The following is a 20130-nucleotide window of genomic DNA, read 5'->3' on the forward strand; positions in this document are numbered from 1 at the left end:
GGAAACGGCCGGCCATGCTCAACCGATACGCGGGCGATAACGCATCGCCCTAACGTCCGGAGTGCACCCGATAACGATGTGGACGGAGGCCGCCTGACGATGGCTGCGAATACCGGACGCACGACTGCGCCCTACGAAACGACCCTCACCGGGCAGGAAGCGCAGCTCGTCGAGGAAATAGCTTGGAAACTCGCCAACCGGACCTCGGGCATGCCCGACGATCCGGAATGGGTGGCGGCCGCCCGCAATTCCTGGCATGAATTGCCGGTGGCGCTGCGCCGCATTCTCGCTGAATTCCGCCGCGACTCCGGCCCCCAGGGCGCACTGGTCGTGCGCGGGCTCCCGGTCGAGGCGGTGGAACTCCCGCCGACTCCCGGCGTCAACGGCTCCGTCCAGCGTGAGCCCTCCCTCGCCGCCGCGATCCTGCTCATGGTCGCCAGCGGGCTCGGCGACCCCGGCGCGTTCCGGCCCGAGAAGGGCGGCGCGCTCGTCCAGGACGTCGTGCCCGTGCCCGGCATGGAGGAGTTCCAGGGCAACGCCGGCTCCACGCTGCTGACCTTCCACAACGAGAACGCCTTCCACGAGCACCGCCCCGACTTCGTCATGCTGCTGTGCCTGCGTGCCGACCCCGAGGGCCGGGCCGGGCTGCGCACCTCCTGCATCCGGCAGGTGCTGCCGCTGCTGCCCGAGGAGACGCTGCGGACCCTGTGGGCGCCGGAGTTCGTCACCGCCCCGCCGCCCTCCTTCGGCCTCGGCGACGTCGAGACCCCGCCGGCCCCGGTGCTCTCCGGGGATCCGCACGACCCCGACATCCGCGTCGACATCGCCGCCACCAGCCCCGTCACCGCACGGGCCGCCCAGGCGCTGCGCACCCTCCAGGACCACTTCGACCGCACCGCGGCCACCCACCGCCTCACGCCCGGCGAGCTGGCGATCGTCGACAACCGGGTCACCGTGCACGGCCGCACCGAGTTCACCCCCCGCTACGACGGCACCGACCGCTGGCTGCAGCGCACCTTCGTGCTGAGCGACCTGCGCCGTTCCCGCGCACTGCGCCCGGCCGACGGCTACGTGCTCGGCGCGGCCGGCTGACCCGTCGTACGGCGAACCGACCGAACCGAGACACGTAAGGGAGAGCGATGACCAGCACGCAGACCAGGGAGCGGCCCGCCGCCGCGCGGCCGCAGGCGACGGCGCCCGGCGCCGGGGCGGCAGGCGCCCCCGCCTCAGGCGTGGGTCTGCGCTCCCTGCTGCCCCACCTCAAGGGCCACTGGCCGACCCTGGGCGTCGTCGCCCTGCTGTCGCTGGCGACGACCCTGCTGACCCTCAGCCAGCCGGTGCTGATCCGGGACGTGCTGACCCGCATGGAGGCCGACGAGGCCGTGGGCGGTCTCGTCGGCCTGCTGCTGGCCGCCCTGGTGGCGGCGGCCGTGCTCACCGGCTTCCGCGACTACATGCTCCAGCGGGTGGCCGAGGGCCTGGTCCTCGGCACCCGCCGCCGGCTGGTCGCCCGCCTGCTGCGGCTGCCCATCGCCGAGTACGACCAGCGCCGCACCGGGGACCTGCTGTCCCGCGTCGGCGCCGACACCACCCTGCTGCGGGCCGTGGTCACCTCCGGGCTGTTCGACATCGTCACCAACGTCCTCATGGTGGGCGGCTCCGCCGTCATGATGTTCCTCATCGACCCGACGCTGTTCGGGGCCACCGCCCTGGGCCTGGCCACCGGTGTCGTCGCGGTGGTGGGGCTCTCCCGCCGGGTGCGCGGCGCCTCCCGGGCCGCCCAGGACCGCGTCGGCGAGATGACCTCCGCGGTGGAACGCGCCATCTCTGCCGTGCGCACCATCCGGGCCAGCGGAGCCGAACACCGCGAGGCACAGGCCGTCGACGGCTACGCCAAGGGCGCCTACGACGCCGGCCTGCGCATCGCCACCCTGCAGGCGCTGATCAACCCGGTCACCTCCACCACCGTCCAGCTGGCGTTCCTGGTGGTGCTGGGCATCGGCGGCGCACGGGTGGCCTCCGGCGCGATCGAGGTCGGTGACCTGGTCTCCTTCCTGCTGTTCCTGTTCACGCTCTGGTTCCCGCTCGGCCGCGCGCTCAACGCCTACTCCCGCCTCCAGACGGGCCTCGGCGCCCTGCACCGCATCGAGGAGGTGCTCACCCTGCCCCAGGAGTCGGACCTCGCCGACCCCCCGGCCGCCACCGCGCTGTCCGTGCGGGAGCGGACCGCGCCCGCCGCCGGCGGCACCGCGAGCGCCCCGTTGCCGCCCGCGATCGAGTTCGACCACGTCGCCTTCGGCTACGCCGGCGGCGAGACGGTACTGAAGGACGTGTCCCTGGTGGTGCCGCGCGGCACCCGGACCGCGCTCGTCGGCCCGTCCGGCGCGGGCAAGTCCACGCTGCTGTCCCTGGTGGAGCGGTTCTACGACGTCACCTCGGGCACCGTCCGCGTCGACGGAAGCGACGTGCGCGAACTGCCGCGGCCCCTCCTGCGCCACAGGCTCGGCTACGTCGAGCAGTCGGCGCCCGTGCTGGCCGGAACCGTCCGGGACAACCTCGCCCTGGCCGCACCCGACGCCACCGACGAGGACATGCGCGAGGTGCTGCGCTCGGTCAACCTGGAGAACGTGATCATGCGGGCTCCGCTCGGCCTCGACACCCAGGTCGGCGAGGGCGGTGTGCTGCTGTCCGGCGGCGAACGCCAGCGGCTGGCCCTGGCCCGCACCTTCCTGGCCGCCCCGCCGATCATGCTGCTGGACGAGGCGACCAGCAACCTGGACGCCCGCAACGAGGTCCTGATGCGGGACGCGATCGGCTCCGTCACCGCCGACCGCACCCTGCTCGTGGTGGCGCACCGGTTGTCCACCGTCGTCGACAGCGACCAGATCGTGGTCCTCGAACGCGGCGAGGTCGTCGCCGCCGGCCGGCACGACGAACTCACCGACAGCAGCCCCCTCTACCGCGAACTCGCCGCGCACCAGCTCCTCATCAAGTAGTCCGCCGCACGGCACATCACGAAGCGGCACAACACGAAGGGGCACGACGCGAAGGGGCACGACGCGAAGGGGCACGACACGAAGGGGCCTCCCGGCCGACGGCCGGGAGGCCCCTTCGCGTGCCCCGAGGGGTTCCCTCAGCCCGCGAGGCGCATCACCCGCTCGCGCACCGCCTCCCACGCGGCGTCCAGCCGCGCGGCGCGGGCCACGGACACCTCGTCCGTGAACCGGCTGTGGGCGCGCCGCTCCCGGTACAGCAGCAGGGTCAGGTTGACCAGGAACGGCACCATGCCCTCCCGGGCGTCGTCGAGACGTTCCACCTCGGCCTCGATCCGCTCGCGGGCACCGGGGACGTCGCCCAGCAGCAGCCACAGCTGGGCCAGGTCGAGGCAGGGCAGGAACACGGCAGCGCTCGCCCAGTCGATGAGCGTGTACTTCCGGCCGGTGCGCATCACGTTCGCCAGGACCAGGTCGCCGTGGCCGAACTCCCGGGACTCACCGGCGAGTTCCAGCATGTGCACCAGGGCCGCCTCGTGCCGTTCGTCGAGATCCTTGCGCTCCAGGACGCCGTCCACCAGCGGGCGGTAGTCGACCCGCCAGCTCTCCGGCACGTCGGGACGCCACGGGCGCAGCCGCCGCACGGCCTTGAGCACCCCGGTCAGGTCCCGCTCCGCCAGCGGCGGGGCCGGGAACCGCTCCGGCGCCAGCACCGTGCCCGGCAGCCGCTCCGTCACCAGCACCGCACGCCCGGCGTCCGCGGCCAGCCGCCGCGGCACCCGCACCGGCGGGCGCTCCCGGTCGAAGAGGTCGTAGGCCTCGATCTCGCGCAGGCACTGCCGGCGCCAGTCGGGGGTGCGCACCTTGGCGATCACCTCGGTGCCGCGCAGCACGCCGGCCACCACCAGGGAGGTGCGGCTGCGGTGGACGACGGCGGTCGGCTCCAGCCCCGGGCACACCTCGTGCACCAGGGCCATCAGCGCCAGCTCGTCGACGGTCGGTTCGAACGTCTTATCGATCTGCGTCAAGGGAGTTCTCACCGCCCCAGGAATTCGGTGATCAGCTTGTTGACGGCGTCGGGCGCCTCCAGATAGCCGTAGTGCCCGCAGTCGGCCACGACCTCGAACTCCGCGCCCGGGATCGCCTCGGCGACCTCCCGGCCCAGCACCGGAGGGGCGATCAGGTCGTCCTGGAAGGCGATGACCCGGGTCGCCGCCCGGATGCCGCGGTAGGCCGGACGCCGGTCGGGCATGGCACCCACCGCGAGCTGAGCACGGTGACCGGGACCCGACACCCGCGTGAGCTCCAGCACGTCCAGCCAGTCGCGCGCCCGCTGGTCGTCGTCGAGGGTGCGCGGAGAGAGATTCTGCAGGGCTTGCACCACCGCCTCGTACGCGGCGGGCAACCGCACCCCGTTGTCGTACAGCTCCGTCTCCGCCCGGCACAGCGCCTCGCGCAGGACGTCCGAACGGCCTCGGGTGGCCATCAGCACCAGCCGGTCGACCAGTTCGGGCCGGGACACGGCGAGCTCCTGCGCGATGTGCGCGCCCATCGAGATCCCCACCACCGGGCACGGGCCCAGCCGCAGTTCCTCGATCAGCGCCGCCGTGTCGGCGACCAGGTCGTCGATGCCGAACCCGTCCGCGCCCTCGTCGCTGGGCGCGATCCCGCGGTTGTCGAAGCTGATCACCCGGAACCCGGCGGCGACCAGCGCCGGCACCTGGTGCAGGTGCCAGGCCCGGCCGCTGCCGCCCGAGCCCATGACCAGCAGCACGGGCGGGGCCGACGTCCCGCCGCCGGGGGGTGCGTTGTCGTAGTAGTGGAGCCGGACTCCGTTGACGTCTAGGAAGGGCATGGCGGTGCCTCCGGGGGATCGTGGAAGAAGGGACAGGGAAGGAAGGCGGAGCGGCGCCCTGAGACGGCGCCGCTCCGCCGGTGGTTCAGCCGATCCGCTCGGCCAGTGCCTCGGCGATCCGGGCGAGCGCGGCGTCGGACTGCACGAGGCCGAGGTGGTCGGCGTCGACGTCGACCCGGTCGATACGGCCCGACACGTACGGCCGCCACGACTCGTGATCCCGGCGCGCGAGCTTCTCGCCCGGCACCCGCGTCGCCGCCACCACCAGCACGTCGCCGTCGTGGCGGGGCGGGGTGTGCCCGCGCATCAGCCGGGCGTTGTTCATGAACACGGCGAGCACTGCGGCCAGTTCGGACACGTCGAGCCGGCCCATCGGGTCACCGGTGGCCTGCAGGAACGACCGGTAGCGGGCCACCGGGAAGGTGCCCGACGCCAGCTCGGCCTCCTCCCGCCCGGTGAGTTCGAAGCCCGCGTCGCGCAGGTTGTGCGCGAAGACCTCCGCCAGCTCGGGCTCCGGGCCGGCGCCGGCCCGCCGCGGATAGGCGTCCAGGAACGCCAGCAGCTCCACCTGCTGCCCGCGCGCCCGCAGTTCGGCCGCCATGGCGAAGGCCACGTTGCCGCCCAGCGACCAGCCCAGCAGCCGGTACGGCCCCTCGGGCTGGGCCCGCCGGATCAGGTCGACGTACTCGGCCGCCATCTCCTCCAGCGTCGCGGGCAGGCCCCCATCCCCGTCCAGGCCCGCGGCCTGGACGCCGTACACCGGGACGTCCGCGGGCAGATGGCGCACCAGACCGGCGTAGCACCAGCTCATCCCCGAGCCCGGGTGGACGCAGAACACCGGCCGGGCCGAGCCGGCCGCCCGCAGCGGCAGCAGCCGTTCCATCGGCTCGCGGTCGCCGCGCGAGGCCAGCCGCGCCGCGAGCTCGGCGGCCGACGGCGCCGCGAACAGATCCCGCACGGCCACCTCGACCCCCAGCTCGGCGCGGACCCGCTCGGCCAGCCGGACCGCGAGCAGCGAGTGGCCGCCCAGATCGAAGAAGCCGTCGTCGGGCCCCACCAGGTCCAGGCGCAGCACCTCGGCGAAGAGCCGGCACAGCACCTCCTCGCGCGGGCTGCGCGGGGCGCGGCCGCCCCCGGCACGGAACTCCGGCGCGGGCAGCGCACGGTGGTCCAGCTTGCCGTTGGCGGTCAGCGGCAGCCGGTCGAGGACCACGAACGCCGCGGGCACCAGATACTCGGGCAGCACCTCGCGGATCTGCCCGCGCAGCGCCGCGCCGTCCACGACCGCGCCGTCCTTCGGCACCACGTACCCGACCAGCCGCCGCTCGCCCGGGGTGTCCTCACGGACCAGTACGGCGGCCTGCCGCACCCCGGGCCGGCCCGCCACGACCGCCTCGATCTCGGCCGGCTCCACGCGCATGCCGCGCAGCTTGACCTGGGTGTCGGTGCGGCCCAGGTACTCCAGCTGCCCGTCCGCCCGCCAGCGCACCAGGTCACCGGTGCGGTACATCCGCCCGCCCGGCGCCCCGAAGGGCCCGGGCACGAACCGGGAGGCCGTCAGGCCCGGGCGGCCCAGATAGCCGCGGGCGAGCCCGGGGCCCTGGACGTACAGTTCCCCCGGCACGCCGGGGGCGACCGGCTGCAGGGCGGTGTCCAGCACGTAGACGGCGGTCTCGGCGATCGGGCCGCCGATCGGCGGGGCGACGGAGCCGGTCAGCGGGCCGCTCATGGTGGCGCACACGGTCGCCTCGGTCGGGCCGTAGGAGTTGAGCATCAGCCGCCCCGGGGACCAGCGTGCGACCAGCTCCGGCGGGCAGCTCTCGGCGGCGACGACCAGCGTCATGCCGGCCGGCAGCGCCCCCTCGGGGATCAGCTGGAGCACACCGGGCGTGATCGCGGCGTGCGTGACCGACTCCCGCACCGCCAGCTCGGCCAGCTCCCGTCCGGGGGTGAGCTCCGGCGGGGCGACGACGAGGGTGGCCCCCGTCAGCAGACCCATCGTCAGTTCCCAGAAGGCGCCGTCGAAGCCGGGGGAGAGGTGGTGCAGCACCCGGCTGCCGGGCTCCACCCCGCACTGCTCGGTGAAGATGTCCACCAGACCGGGCAGGCCCGCGTGGGTCACGGCCACGCCCTTGGGGCGGCCCGTGGTGCCCGAGGTGTAGATGACGTACGCGGGGTGCGCCTGCCGCAGCGGCGCGAGCCGGTCGGCGTCGGCCAGGTCGGCCGAGCCGGCCCGCTCCAGCTCCGCGAGCACCTCGGACGAGTCCACGACGACGGCCGGTACGTCCGTCGCCGGGAGCTTCGCCCCGGCCCCCCGGGTGGTGACCAGCGCCACCGGTGCGGCGTCCGCCAGCGTGCCGGTGATCCGTTCGCCCGGGTGCCCCGGATCGAGGGGCAGGTAGGCGGCGCCCGCCTTGGCCACCGCGAGGACCGCGACGGCCAGGTCCGCCGAGCGCGGCAGCGCCAGCGCCACCAGCCGCTCGGGACCGGCACCGCGCGCCACGAGCAGCCGGGCCAGCCGGTTGGCGCGCGCGTTCAGCTCGGCGTAGCTCAGCGCGACGCCGTCGAGCACCAGCGCCTCGGCGCCGGGCCGCGCACGCACGTGCTCCTCGAAACGCTCCGGCAGCGTGGCCGGGGCGAGGCCCCTGGCGGTGGCGTTCCACTCGTGCAGCACCCGCCGCCGCTCCTCGGCGCCGAGCACGTCCAGCCGGCTCAGCGCCGTACCGGGCCGGGCCGCCGCGTCGGAGAGCAGGCGCGTGAACCGGTCGGCCAGCGCCTGTGCCGTCGACCGGTCGAACAGATCCGTGCTGTAGTCCAGGACGCCCGCCATCCCTGCGGGCGTGTTGTCCTCGGCCCGCCGCTCCACCACCGAGAAGCCGAGATCCACCTTGGCCGCGGTCGCCGTGCCGCCGAGCCCGGACACCACCAGGCCGCCCGGCAGCGGCGGCAGCCCGGCCGTGTCGATCGCGCGCGGGCCGGCGTTCTGCAGGGCCAGCACCACCTGGAAGAGGGGGTGGTGGGCCAGCGAGCGGGCCGGGTTGAGGACTTCCACCAGGCGTTCGAAGGGGAGGTCCTGGTGGGAGTAGGCGGCGAGGTCGGTGGCGCGGACCCGGCTCAGCAGCTCGCGGAAGGTGGGATCGCCGGCGGTGTCGGTCCGCAGGACCAGGGTGTTGACGAAGAAGCCGACGAGCTGGTCGGTGGCGTCGTCGGTACGTCCGGCGACGGGGGTGCCGACGGGGATGTCCTGACCGGCGCCGACCCGGGTGAGCAGGGCCGCCAGTGCCGCCTGCAGCACCATGTGCAGCGTGGTGTCGGTGGAACGCGCCAACTCGGCCAGCCGCTGGTGCAGTTCGGCGCCGAGCGTGAACTCCACCCGGTCGCCCGCCTGGCTGGCGACCGCCGGCCGCGGCCGGTCGGCGGGCAGGTCGAGCCGCTCCGGCAGACCGTCCAGGGCCTTGCGCCAGTAGGCCAGCTGGGCTCCCGCGACGCTGTCCGCGTCCGTGTCGTCGCCCAGCACCTCGCGCTGCCACAGCGCGTAGTCGGCGTACTGGACCGGCAGCGGCTGCCACTCGGGCGCCCGGTCCGCGGACCGCGCGGTGTAGGCGGCCGCCAGGTCGCGGGCCAGCGGGCCGCGCGACCAGGCGTCGCTGGCGATGTGATGGATGAGCAGCAGCAGCACGTGGTCGGTGTCGTCGACGCGCAGCAGCCGTGCCCGTACCGGGATCTCCGCCGCCAGGTCGAAGCAGTGCCGAGCGGCCCGCGCGAGGTCCGCCTCCCAGCCGTCCCCGGTCGTGTCCGCCGTCTCGAAGTCCGGCCGGACCTCGGCGGCATCCAGCACGATCTGGTGCGCGCCCTGCTCGTCCTCGGCGAAGACGGTGCGCAGACTCTCGTGCCGGGCCACGACGTCCCGCAGGGCCAGCTCCAGCGCCCGCCGGTCCAGCGGGCCGGTCAGCCGCAGCGCGGTCGGGATGTTGTACGTCGGGCTGGGCCCCTCCAACCGGTGCAGGAACCACAGGCGTTGCTGCGCGTACGACAGCGGGATCCGCTCCGGCCGCTCCCGGGCGGCGAGGGGAGTGCGGGCCCGTGCCGCACCGTCCAGGACGCCGGACAGGCCGGCGACCGTCGGCGTCTCGAAGAACTGCCGGATGGACAGCTCCGCACCGAGCGTGGAACGGATCCGGCTGACCAGCCGGGTGGCGAGCAACGAGTGGCCGCCGAGGTCGAAGAAGCTGTCGTCGACGGTCACGTCGGACACCGACAGGATCTCGGCGAACAGCGCGCACAGGATCTCCTCGCGCGCGGTGCGCGGGGCCCGCCCGCCGCCGGCCGGGGAGTACGTCGGGACGGGCAGCGCCTTGGCGTCCAGCTTGCCGTTCGTGGTCAGCGGCAGCGCGTCCAGCGTGACGAGGGCCGACGGCATCATGAAGTCGGGCAGCCGCCGGGCCAGCCCCGCCAGGGCGGCGGACTCGTCCCAGTGCCGGGGGTCGGTGACGACGTAGGCCACCAGCCGCTGGTCGCCGGGGGTGTCCTCGCGCAGCAGCACCGCGGAGCGCACGACGCCGGGCTGGGCGGCCACCGCGGACTCGATCTCACCCAGCTCGATCCGGTAGCCGCGCAGCTTCACCTGCTGGTCCGCGCGCCCGACGAACACCAGCTCGCCGTCGCCGTTCCACCGGGCGACGTCGCCGGTGCGGTACATCCGGCTGCCCGCCGAACCGAAGGGGTTGGCGCAGAACCGCTCGGCCGTCAGGCGGCCGCGGTTCAGATAGCCGCGGGCCAGCTGGCCGCCCGACAGATAGACCTCACCGGCCACCCCGGGCGCCACCGGCCGCAGCGCGGAGTCGAGCACGTACACCCGGACCCCCGCGTGCGGCACGCCGATCGGCACCGGACCCTCGGGGACCTCCTCGCCCGGCCCGATCCAGCGTTCCAGACAGTGGCCGGTGGCCTCGGTGGGACCGTAGACGTTCACCACGGTCGCCTCCGGCGCCTGGGCCCGCCACACCGCCAGGTGCTCCCCGCGCAACTGTTCGCCGCCCAGCGTCAGCAGCCCCGACGGGGAGACCTCGTGGGGCATCGTCGACAGCAGCGCCAGGTGCGACGGCGTGGCCTTCAGGAACGTGGCCCGGCCGAAGTCCGCCTCCCGCACCGCCGCCTCCGCCAGCGTCGGCAGGTCCGCGAGCCGGACGCAGCCGCCACTGATCAGCGGCGTGTGCAGCGAGCCGACGCTCTGGTCGAACGACGCCGACGCCTGCATCACCGACAGGCCGCGCACATGCGGACTCTGCGCGGCGCGCCCGTGCCGCACGAACGCCGACAGCGCCCGGTGCTCGGTGATCACGCCCTTGGGGCGGCCAGTGGAGCCGGAGGTGTAGATGACGTACGCCGGATGGTGCGGCAGCAGCGGGGCACTGCGGTCGGCGTCCGTCAGATCGCGGCCCGGATGCCGGGCCAGGGTCCGGCCCAGCCGCGGATCGTCCATGACGAACGTCAGCGGCCACCCGCACTCCTCGCCCACGCGCGCGTCCATGCCGCTCGTGGTCAGCACCAGGGCGGGGGCCGAGTCCTCGATCATGTGCCGCATCCGCTCGGCCGGATACTCCGGGTCGACCGGCACGTACGCGCCGCCCGCCTTCAGCACCGCGAGCATGCCGACGACCAGGTCGGTGCGGCGCGGCACCACGATCGCCACGTACCGCTCCGGGCCGACCCCCAGCTCCACCAGGCGCCGCGCCAGCCGGTTGGCCCGGGTGTTGAGCTCGGCGTAGGTCAGCCGGCCGTCGGGCGCGATCAGGGCGGGCCGGTCCGGGGTGCGCGCGACCTGCTCCTCGAACAGGCCGGTGAACAGCTCGGCGGGGTGCGGGCCGTCGGAGCCGCTCCAGTCCCGCACGACCGTGCGGCGCACCTCGGGATCGAGCAGCGGCACGCCGCCCACCGGCGTCCGCGGGCTGTCCAGCACGGTACGCAGCGTCCGGCGGAACGCGCCGATCACCTGCTCGACACGGGCCGCGTCGAACACCTGCGGCAGATAGCCCAGCGAGAAGCGCAGCGTCTCCCGGGGCAGCGCCAGCAGCCCCAGCGGATAGTGCATCTGGTCACGGGAGTGGATCTTCAGCACGGTCGGCAGGTCCGCGTCGGGAGCCGGGGCCGCGGGACGGCCGCGGCTGGAGTCCAGCGGATAGTTCTCGAACACCATCGCGGTGTCGAAGAGTTCACCCGCGCCCGCCCAGCGCTGGATCTCCGCGAGCCCCACCCACTGGTGGTCGATCAGCCGAGTCTGCTCGGTCTGCATCCGCCGCAGGAACTCCGCCAGCGGCTCCGCCGGACGCAGCCGCACCCGCAGCGGCAGGGTGTTCATGAACAGGCCCACCATCGTGTCGACGCCGGGCAGCTCGGGCGGCCGGCCGCTGACCGTCACCCCGAACACCACGTCGTCCCGGCCCGTCAGATGGGACACCACCAGCCCCCACGCACCCTGGACGACGGTGTTCGCCGTCACCCCGTGCGACCGGGCGAACCGGGTCAGCGCCTCGCTGACCCGCGCGTCCTCCTCGAAGTGGATCCGCTCCGGCGCCGCGGTCAGCGCACCGCGGCCCGGCGCCACCACACTCGGCGTGTCGAACCCCTCGAACGCCTGCGTCCACGCCCGCCGGGCCCCCTCGCGATCCCGCGAGTCCAGCCACGCCAGATAGTCCCGGTACGGGCGCACCCGCGGCAGCGCCGACGCGTCACCGCGCACGGTGTACAGCGTCATCAGCTCCCGCAGCAGCACCGGCATGGACCAGCCGTCCAGCAGGATGTGGTGGTTGGTCATCACCAGCCGGTGCCGGCCGCCCCCGAGCCGGATCAGGGTGAAGCGCATCAGCGGCGGCCGGGCCAGGTCGAAGCGCCGCCAGCGGTCCTCCTCCGCGATCCGCTCCGCCACCGCCTCCCGCTCGGCCTGCGGCACCCCGCTCAGGTCCTCCTCCCGCCAGGGCGGTGTCACCTCGCGGGGGATGAGCTGCACCGGACGCTTCAGGCCCTCGTGCCGGAACGCGGCGCGCAGGTTCGCGTGCCGCTTCAGCAGCGCCCCGATGGCCCCGCGCAGCCGGTCGGCGTCCACGTTCCCCGCCAGTTCCACGAAGACCTGGACGTTGTAGGCGTCCAGCTCCTCCCCGTCGAACAGGTTGTGGAACAGCATGCCCTCCTGCAGCGGGGACAGAGGCAGGATGTCTTCCAAGCCCGACTTGGCCATCAGACGGAACCCCATTCACTTTCGAGTCGTGTGATGTCGTCCTCGCTGAGCGCGGCGAGGGAGACGTCCGACGGCGTCAGACCGCTGGCCTCCGGACGGCTCGCGTGCTCCACCAGCGCCCGCAGGGCCCGGAACCAGCCCTCCGCCAGCCGCCGGATCTCCTCTTCGCCCAGTACGGCCGACGCGTAGGTCCACACGCTGTGCAGCCGCGGCCCCTGCTCGGTGTCATGGGCGCCCGCCACCAGGTCGACCGGATGCGCCAGGGCGGTCCGCGGGTCCTGGCCCGCCACGCCGCGGCCCAGGACGCTCCACGCGGCGGGCTGCCCGGCCGCTCCGGCCGAGCGGCCGCCCGTGTACCTCCCCAGGTAGTTGAAACCGAAGGCGGGCACGGGCCGTTCGGCCAGCCGCTGTCCGGTGCGCGGGTTGAGGTAGCGCAGCAGCCCGTGGCCGACGCCGTCGCGCGGCACCGCGCGCAGCCCCTCCTTCACGCGCCGCAGCGCCCGCCCGGCCGCCGCACCGCCGTCCCGGACGTCCGCCCGGTCCGTGACCTCGTGGCGCAGCGTCACCGGGTACAGGGCGGTGAACCAGCCCGTGGTCCGGGTGAGGTCGGCGCCCGGGGCGAGGTGCTCGTGGCGGCCGTGGTTCTCCAGGTCGACGACGACCGGCGCGTCACCGCCGTGGCCGCGATCGCGCCGCCAGTCGGCGACGGCCAGGCCGAACGCGGTGAGCAGCAGCTCCTCGACGTCGGCGTGGAAGATCCCCGGCACCCAGGTGAGCAGGGCCTCGGTGGTCCCGGCGTCCAGGTCCAGGACGACCTGCCCGGACCGGGCGTGCGTGTCGCGCGCCGGATCCAGCGCCGGCTCGGACCCGGTCCCTTCGTACGCGTCCGGCGAACCCGCCCAGTACTCCGCCTCGGCCTCCACCGCCGGGTCCTCGGCCAGCTCCCGCAGCGTCGCCGCCCACTGACGCCAGCTCGTGCCCCGCGGGCTCGGCTCCCGGCCCTCGTAGGCGGCGGCCAGGTCCGGCACGAGGAGCCGCCAGCTGACCGCGTCGACGGCCAGGTGGTGGGCGACCAGCACCAGCAGCCCGTGACGCTTCGGCCCCCGGTCCAGCCAGACGGCCTGCAGCACCACACCCTCCGCCGGGCTGAGCCGGTCGCGGGCCGCGGCCGCCAGCTCGGTGAGCACACCGTGCGCGTCCGCGTCGTCCAGGCCCGGCGCGTGGTGCCGGACCAGCAGCCCGGCGGCGTCGGGCGTGCCAGGCTCGGCCACGGACATCGCCCAGTCCGCGCCGACCCGCAGCCGGAGCGAGTCGTGCCGGTCCAGCACCACCCGCAGCGCGCCCGCCAGCCGGTCCCGGTCCAGGTCCGCCGGCACCGCCACGACCACGGACTGGTTGAACGGCGCGAGGGGACCGCCCAGTTCGGCCAGCCAGCCCATGATCGGCGTCAGCGGGACCGGTCCGCTCGTCTCCTGCTCCTGCGACGGCTGCCCGGGCCCGCTCTCCGGCTGCGCGGCCTTGAGCGCCTCCGCGAGCTGCGCGACCGTCTGGTGCTCGAAGACGTCCCGCACGCCCAGCACCAGACCCTGCCCGCGCGCCCGGCTCACCAACTGGATCGACAGCACGCTGTCGCCGCCCAGGTCGAAGAAGCCGTCGTCGATACCGACCGCCTCCACCCCGAGCGTCTCCGCGAAGAGCGCGCACAGCGCCTCCTCCCGGGGCGTGCGCGGCGCCCGGCGCGTGCTGTGCGCCGCGTAGTCCGGCGCCGGCAGCGCCTTGCGGTCGAGCTTGCCGTTCCCGGTCAGCGGCACCGCGTCCAGCCGCACGAACGCCGCCGGCACCATGTAGTCCGGCAACGACGCCAGCAGGTGGTCGCGCAGTTCCGCGTCGCCGGGCACCGACCGTTGCTCCGCCACGAGGTACGCCACCAGACGCCGGTCGCCCGGCCGGTCCTCCCGGACCACCGCCACCGCCTCGGACACGGCCGGATGCCGGGCCAGCGCCGCCTCGACCTCACCCAGCTCCACCCGGAAGCCGCGGATCTTCACCTGGTCGTCGACCCGGCTGATGAACTCCAGCTCCCCGCGCCGGTTCCAGCGCACCACGTCACCGGTCCGGTACATCCGCCCGCCCGGGCCCTCGAACGGATTCGCCACGAACCGCGACGCCGTCAGGCCCGGCCGGCTCAGATACCCGCGCGCCAGCTGCACCCCGGACACGTACAGCTCGCCCGGCACCCCCACGGGCGCCGGCTGCAGGAACCGGTCGAGCACCAGCATCCGGGTGTTCGGGAACGGCCGCCCGATGGTCAGCACCCCGTCGGCGAGGTCCGCCGCGCCGGAGGCGTCCCACGTGGTGCAGCCCACGATCGTCTCCGTCGGGCCGTACTCGTTGAGCACCCGCGCCCCGGGGTGCGCGTCCAGCAGCGCCCGCACCGCCCGGCCCGTCAACGACTCGCCGCCCAGCACCAGTTCGCCCCGCGGCACACACACCGGCGGCAGCCCGGTGATCAGCGGCAGATGACTCGGCGTCGCCTTCAGGAACGTCATCTGCGGCAGCTCCGGCGGCACCTCGCCCGCCAGGCCCCGCTCGTGCAGCGCCTCCAGGTCGGCCAGGTGCACGTGACCGCCGTTCAGCAGCGGCGCGAACAGGCCGGTCACCGTCAGGTCGAACGACAGCGGCGAGTGCACCAGCGCCTCACCGTCCACGCCCGGATACAGCTCCGCCGACACCGCCAGGTAGTTGACCGCCGGCTGGTGCTCGACCAGCACCCCCTTCGGGCGCCCGGTCGACCCCGAGGTGTAGATGACGTACGCCGCGTTCCACGGCGACAACGGCTGCGTACGGTCCTCGTCGGTGAGGTCGTGCTGCGGATACTCGGCGAGCCGCCCGGCCACCTCGGGGTCGTCCAACACCAGCCGCGCCAGACTCTGCGGGAACAGCTCCTCGGGCACCGCCGCCGAGGTCAGCGCGCACACCGGGTCCGCGTCCTCCAGCATCACCGCCACCCGGTCCGCCGGATACCCCGGGTCGACCGGCAGATACGCGGCGCCGGTCTTGAGCACCGCCAGGACCGCCACCCCCATCTCCACCGAGGGCGGCAGGGAGATCAACACCACCTGCTCCGGGCCGGCCCCGCACTCGGCCAGCAGATGCGCCAGCCGGTTGGCCCGCGCGTTCAGCTCCGCGTACGTCACGGTCGCACCGCCCGCCGACAGCGCCGCCCGCCCGGGGGTCCGTGCCACTTGCTCCTCGAACAGCTCGGGCAGGGTCGCCTCCCGCTGCGGGCGGGCGGTGTCGTTCCACTCGACCAGCAGCCGGTGCCGCTCGGCCGGGTCCAGCAGACCGATCCCGCCGATCGGCAGATCCGGGTCCGCCGCCACCGAACCGAGCACGCCCAGCAGCCGCGTCACCATGGACTCGGCGGTCTCCCGGTCGAACAACTCGGTGCGGTACTCCAGCGAACCGCGCATCCCCGCCGCCTCACCGGAAGCGGACGCCCCCTCGCCCAGGGTGAGCGACAGGTCGAACTTCGCCACCTCGGTCCGGGCCGTCATCCGCGTCACCGCGAGCGCCGTCCCGTCCGCACCGGCCGCCGCGACCCCGCTCGCGCCGGGCGCCTCGGCCGCGCTGTTGAACGTGATCATCACCTGGTACAGCGGGTGGTGCCCCAGACTGCGCACCGGATTCAGCGCCTCCACCAGCCGCTCGAACGGCAGGTCCTGATGGGCGTACGCCGCCAGGTCCCGCTCCCGGACCCGGGCCAGCAGCTCCCGGAAGGTCGGGTTGCCCCCGGTGTCCGCGCGCAGCACCAGCGTGTTGACGAAGAACCCGACGAGGTCCTCGGCCGCCGCGTCGTCACGCCCCGCCACCGCCGTGCCGATCGGGATGTCCTCGCCCGCCCCCAGCCGGGTCAGCAACGCCGCGAACGCGGCCTGGGCCACCATGAACGTCGTCGTGTTCGTGGCCCGCGCCAGCTCACCGAGCCGCCGGTGCAGGACCGCCGGGACGGTGAACTCGATCCGCTCGCCGCCGTAACCCGCGGTCGCCGGACGCGGCCGGTCGGTGGGCAGCTCCAGCTGCTCGGGCAGCTCCGCCAGCGCCTCCTTCCAGTACGCGAGCTGCCGGCCCGCGACGCTCTCGGGGTCCGACTCCTCGCCCAGCACCTCGTGCTGCCACAGCGCGTAGTCCGCGTACTGCACCGGCAGCGGTTGCCAGTTCGGGCGCGCGCCGGTGCGGCGCGCCCCGTACGCCGTGGTCAGATCACGCGACAGCCGCGTCATCGACCAGCCGTCGCAGGCGATGTGATGGATGAGCAGCAACAGCACGTGCTCGTCCTCCGACAGCCGGAACAGCCGCGCCAGGAACGGGATCTGTGTCGTCAGGTCGAAGGCGTGCCGCGCCGCCGCGGCCACCTCGGCCTCGACGGTGTCCTCCGTCGCCTCGGACACCTCCAGGGCCCGGCGCACGTCCTGTGCCGACAGTACGATCTGCCGCGCTCCCGCCTCGTCCTCGGTGAACACCGTCCGCAGGCTCTCGTGCCGCTCCAGCAGATCGCCGACCGCCAGCTCCAGGGCCGTGCCGTCCAGCGGCCCGGACAGCCGCAGCGCCGTCGGCACGTTGTACGTCGCCGACGGACCCTCGAACCGGTGCAGGAACCACAGCCGTTGCTGCGCGGGCGACAACGGCACCCGCTCCGGCCGGGGGCGTGCCGTCAGCGGCGCACGGGCCCGCCCCGCACCGTCCAGGGCGCCCGCGAGGCCGGCCACCGTCGGAGTCTCGAAGAACTGCCGCACCGACAGCTCCACGCCCAGTGTGGAGCGGATCCGGCTCACCAGCCGGCTCGCCAGCAGCGAATGACCGCCGAGCTCGAAGAAGCTGTCGTCGATGTCGATCCGCGCGGTGCCCAGCACCTCGCGGAACAGCCCGCACAGGATCTCCTCCTGCGGCGTGCGCGGCGCGCGTCCCGTCCGCTCCGCCGCCTCGTCCGGCGCGGGCAGTGCCTTGCGGTCCAGTTTCCCGTTCGGTGTGAGCGGCAGCGCCCCGAGCGTGACGAACGCCGTCGGCACCATGAACTCCGGCAGCCCGCGCCGCAGCAGCTCGCGCAGCTCGCCCACGTCGGGCACGGCGCCGTCCCCGACCAGGTACGCCACCAGCCGCTGATCGCCCGGCCGGTCCTCACGCACCGACACCGCCGCCTCGGCGACCCGGGGAACATCCGCCAACGCGGCCTCGATCTCGCCGAGTTCGATCCGGAAACCACGCAGCTTCACCTGCTGGTCGACCCGGCTCAGATAGCGCAGCGCTCCGTCCCGCTCCCGGCGCACCAGGTCGCCCGTGCGGTACATGCGCGAACCCGCGCCGCCGTACGGGTCGGCCGTGAACCGCTCCGAGGTCAGCCCGGGCCGCCGGTGATAGCCCTCGGCGAGCTGCGCACCCGCCAGATACAGCTCACCGGGCACGCCCACGGGCACCGGACGCAGCGCCCCGTCCAGCACATAGGCCCGCGTGTTGGCCAGTGGCCTGCCGATGGTGACCCGATCCTGCGCGGTCACCTCCGCGGCCGTGGCCCAGATCGTCACCTCGGTCGGACCGTACAGGTTCGTCACCGAGCGGGCCTGTTCCGCCAGCGACCGCGCCAGCTGCGCGGGCAGCGCCTCACCGCCCACCAGCACCCGCACTCCGGCGAGCTCGCCCGCCGCCTCGGCCGCGACGCCCTGCCAGAGGCTCGGCGTCGCCTGCACCAGGGTCGCCCCCGACCGCTCGACGGCGCGCAGCAGCGCCCGCGGATCCCGTGCCGTCTCCTCGTCGGCCAGCACCAGGCGCGCCCCGTGCAGCAGCGGCAGGAAGATCTCCAGCCCCGCGATGTCGAAGCCGACCGTGGTCACCGCCAGCAGCCGGTCCCCGGCCCCGGGCGCGAAACGCGCCCCCATGCCGGCCAAGAAGTGCTCCAGCGCGCCCCGGGGCACCACCACGCCCTTCGGCCGTCCCGTGGAACCCGAGGTGTAGATCGTGTACGCGGGATGCGCCGCCGACACCGGCCCGCGCAGTTCCGCCGCGCCCAGGACGTCACCGGAGTACGCCCCGAGCTCCGCCGCACCGACCGGCTCCCTCAGGGTCAGCGCCGGCGCGGCGTCGTCCAGCATGTACGCCACCCGGTCCGGCGGATACCCCGGGTCGATCGGCAGATAGGCCGCCCCCGACTTCAACACCGCCAGCAGCGTGACGACCAGGTCGAGAGAGCGGGGCAGCACCACCGCGACGAACCGTCCCGGAGCCGCGCCCTCCGCGACGAGATACCGCGCCAGCCGGTTGGCCCGCGCGTCGAGTTCGGCGTACGACAACGCGTCGTCACCGAACTGCACCGCCGGGGCGTCCGGTGTCCGGGCTGCCTGCCGCGCGAACAGCTCCGGCACCGACGCGGCCGGCACCTCCCGCGCCGTGTCGTTCCACTCGCCGAGCACCCGGCGCCGCTCGGCCGCGGTCATGATCTCCAACTGCCCGATCGACCGGTCGGGGTGGGCCACCGCCGCACCCAGCAGCCGCACCAGCCGCTCGGCGATCCCCTCGACGGTCTCCCGGTCGAAGAGTGCCGTGCTGTACGTGACGCCGCCGCCCAGCCCGGCACAACCGCCGTCCTCGGCGAATCGCTCCGCCAGCGCGAACGACAGGTCGAACCGCGCCGACACCTGGTCCGCGGCCCGCACCCGCGCGCCCAGCCCGGCGAACGACGTGACCGCCTCCGCCCCCGCGGCATGGGTGTTGTGCAAGGTCAGCATCACCTGGAACAGGGGATGGTGGGCCAGGGAACGAGCCGGGTTGAGCACTTCCACCAGGCGCTCGAAGGGGAGGTCCTGGTGCGTGTAGGCGGTGAGGTCCGTGGCGCGGACTCGCCCGAGCAGTTCACGGAAGGTGGGGTCGCCGCCGGTGTCGGTGCGCAGGACGAGGGTGTTGAGGAAGAAGCCGATCAGCTGGTCGGTGGCGTCGTCGGTGCGTCCGGCGACCGGGGTGCCGAGGGGGATGTCCTCCCCGGCGCCCAGTCGCGTCAGCAGGGCGGCCAGCGCCGCCTGCACCACCATGAAGACCGTCGTGTTCGTGTCCCTGGCCAGCCCGGTCAGCCGCTCGTGCACCTCCGCCGGCACCCCCAGCTCCACCCGGTCGCCCCGGTAGTCGGCGACGGCGGGGCGGGGGCGGTCGGTGGGCAGGTCGAGTTGTTCGGGGAGGCTGGTGAGGGTGTCCTTCCAGTGGGCGAGCTGTCGTCCGGCGAGGGTGTCGGGGTCGGTGTCGTCGCCGAGGAGGTCGTGCTGCCAGAGTGCGTAGTCGGCGTACTGGACGGGCAGGGGCGCCCAGTCGGGGGCGTGGCCCTGCAACCGTGCGGTGTAGGCGGCGGTGAGGTCCTGGGCGAGCGGGCCGCGCGACCAGGCGTCACTGGCGATGTGATGGATGAGCAGCAACAGCACGTGCTCCGTCTCCGACAGCCGGAACAGCGTCACCCGCACCGGGATGTCGGCGCCCAACTCGAAGGTTTCCGCCGAGGCCCGAGCCACCCGGCCGTCCACGTCCTCGGCACTGGCCTCCACCACACGGAAGGGCAACTCGGCGGAATCCAGCACGACCTGGTGGGACCCGAGCTCGTCCTCGGCGAAGACCGTGCGCAGGCTTTCGTGCCGGGCGACGACGTCGTTGAGTGCGTGGCGCAGGGCGTCGGTGTCGAGGGTGCCGGTGAGGCGGAGGGTGGTGGGGATGTTGTAGGTGGCGCTGGGTCCTTCCAACTGGTGCAGGAACCACAGGCGTTGCTGGGCGTAGGACAGCGGGACCCGCTCGGGCCGGGGCCTCGCGGTGAGCGGCACGCGCGCTGCGCCGGCGCCGTCCAGTACGCCGGAGAGGCCCGCGATGGTGGGCGTCTCGAAGAGTTGGCGGATGGTGAGTTCGGTGGCGAGGGTGGAGCGGATGCGGCTGACGAGTCGGGTGGCGAGGAGGGAGTGGCCGCCGAGGTCGAAGAAGTTGTCGTCGATGGTGACGTCGGTGACGGAGAGGACTTGGGCGTA

At 74.1% G+C, this 20130-nt stretch carries 6 protein-coding genes; 2 read left to right on the plus strand and 4 right to left on the minus strand.

Annotated features, from left to right (window positions below):
* Positions 1-99: 99 nt before the first annotated feature.
* The gene (locus ACIP5W_RS34115) at positions 100-1092 is read left to right on the plus strand and encodes a TauD/TfdA family dioxygenase (RefSeq protein WP_401481665.1); all 993 of its coding nucleotides are present in this window, start codon (positions 100-102) and stop codon (positions 1090-1092) included.
* Between the two features lie 47 nt (positions 1093-1139).
* The gene (locus tag ACIP5W_RS34120) at positions 1140-2996 is read left to right on the plus strand and encodes an ABC transporter ATP-binding protein (RefSeq protein WP_401481667.1); all 1857 of its coding nucleotides are present in this window, start codon (positions 1140-1142) and stop codon (positions 2994-2996) included.
* A 137-nt stretch (positions 2997-3133) separates the two neighbouring features.
* Here ACIP5W_RS34120 and ACIP5W_RS34125 read toward each other — a convergent pair whose 3' ends face one another.
* The 4 genes from ACIP5W_RS34125 to ACIP5W_RS34140 all read right to left on the minus strand — a co-directional run.
* Positions 3134-4021: a 3-hydroxyasparagine phosphotransferase gene (locus tag ACIP5W_RS34125; RefSeq protein ID WP_401481669.1), complete on the minus strand. Its 888-nt coding sequence runs from the start codon at positions 4019-4021 to the stop codon at positions 3134-3136.
* Between the two features lie 8 nt (positions 4022-4029).
* Complete coding sequence (locus ACIP5W_RS34130; protein WP_401481671.1) at positions 4030-4848, minus strand: alpha/beta fold hydrolase; 819 nt, start codon at positions 4846-4848, stop codon at positions 4030-4032.
* 85 nt (positions 4849-4933) lie between these two features.
* Entirely contained in the window at positions 4934-12082 is a 7149-nt protein-coding gene (locus ACIP5W_RS34135; RefSeq protein ID WP_401481673.1) for an amino acid adenylation domain-containing protein, read from the minus strand.
* On the minus strand, positions 12082-20130 hold an 8049-nt coding region (locus ACIP5W_RS34140), incomplete at its 5' end, for an amino acid adenylation domain-containing protein (RefSeq protein WP_401481675.1). The genes ACIP5W_RS34140 and ACIP5W_RS34135, both read right to left, overlap by 1 nt.

Source organism: Streptomyces sp. NPDC088766, assembly GCF_044750845.1.
Lineage (GTDB): Bacteria > Actinomycetota > Actinomycetes > Streptomycetales > Streptomycetaceae > Streptomyces.